Source organism: Pseudomonadota bacterium (assembly GCA_022361155.1).
In the GTDB taxonomy this organism is placed as follows: domain Bacteria; phylum Myxococcota_A; class Polyangia; order Polyangiales; family JAKSBK01; genus JAKSBK01.
Map to the genome: position 1 here is coordinate 1 of JAKSBK010000033.1, position 1,416 is coordinate 1,416.

The window sequence follows — 1,416 nt, forward strand, 5'->3', positions numbered from 1 at the left end:
TAGGGCTGTTGAGTCGTGGGCCCGCCACAAGCCAAGCCGCAGGCCCGCGCTCGAACGCAACCAGAACCCGGAATCGTACCCGGGGTCGAACCAATGGCGCGCTCCGAAGTAAATCACAGGTCGCAGAGCGCGACGGCGGCCGCGCAATGATCCTGGAGGTGCGCAAGAATTGGGACCCGGGGGGGTTGAGGTTTCTTGAGAACGCGAGAAGCGTCGCTTGCACACGAGGCGGGGTACGTGTATACACAAACCAGGTGGTTGCTTGGGGCATCCACTGAAGCAGCCGCCAGGGCGCGGTGGCAACAGGGAACCGGATGGGCAACGGCGGTAAGGCAGCACCAGCAGGGACGCAGATGGATGGCGAGCGGGTAACGGCCCATCGTGTGGCTCGCTTCTTGCCCGTCTCCCGTCCTTCCCGTTTAGCCTAGCGCGAACGCGATCGAGCTCAGGCAGCCGGTTGACGATCGGCAGTGCGCCTTACGGCTCGCGGAGCGGTCTGAGGGCCCTGGCGCTGCGACGCCAGAGCGACGTGGCTCCCCGAACGCTCACACGTCGACGGCGTCAAGCCGTCAAGAGTGTCCTGATGTTTCTATTTATCAAGACTGACTTTCACAAGGAGGCGACGATGTCAGTTATACCTGATGACCCTGATGACCGTTCCAAAGTCGGGACGGGATGGATTCGGCCGGCCACGAGCGCCGGCAGGCAGCGCAGACGCGCTCTGTTTTCCGCCGCAGCGGCGAGCTTTGGCTTGCTGCCGCTTCTTCTACCCACTCATTCAAGCGCGGGTATTCCACCCAACCTCAGCATCGACGACATCATCGCTCAGAGCGGGGCGGTGGTGGTCGCGACCGTCACCGAGATCGATTCCCGCGATGGCTTGAGGCAAACTCCACCGACCCCGCTAACCAGGATCCAGTTCCGTACCCGGAACGTCCTGCTCGGTGCAGGGGTACAGGGTGAGTTCGATCTGCGCATTCGGGGCGGCGTGCACGCCGACGGTGGCTTCGGTCGCTTTTCCATCGTGCGCGAGCTCACCGTGGGCGACACCTACCTTCTCTTCATTCGGCCCGACTACGGCATCACGCCCCTGGTTGCCGCCAGACACAGCTGCTTGCGACTCGTCGACTTCGAGGGCGCCCCGCTGGTCGAGCGAGCGGGCCTGAATGCCGAGACGTTCGTCGGCTCGGTGCAGCAGTACGCCCGCACGTTCTTCGGGATGGTGGGGCAGGTCGAGCGCATCCGACTGGAAGGCGCCCGCCGGGGCCAGCAGCACGTCAAAGGCATCCGGGCCGCCAGCCATCTCTACGCTCGCAACGCAGCCTGAGCGAACACCTGTCTGGCCACGATCCTCCTGTCGGGGCAGCCTCGTGCATCGGAGCACGCGGGTAGGTGCGTGCGAATTCGTAGTGTCGA

The 1,416-nt window shown here is 64.3% G+C and carries 1 protein-coding gene; it reads left to right on the forward strand.

The genetic code is table 11. The features are described 5' to 3' along the window. Positions 1-625: 625 nt before the first annotated feature. Positions 626-1,327: a hypothetical protein gene (locus tag MJD61_01000; GenBank protein ID MCG8553858.1), complete on the forward strand. Its 702-nt coding sequence runs from the start codon at positions 626-628 to the stop codon at positions 1,325-1,327. The last annotated feature ends 89 nt before the right edge of the window (positions 1,328-1,416 follow it).

Coding starts and splice junctions, on each gene's coding strand:
- MJD61_01000 (MCG8553858.1), top strand. CDS start 626: ATGTCAGTTATACCTGATGACCCTGATGACCGTTCCAAAGTCGGGACG.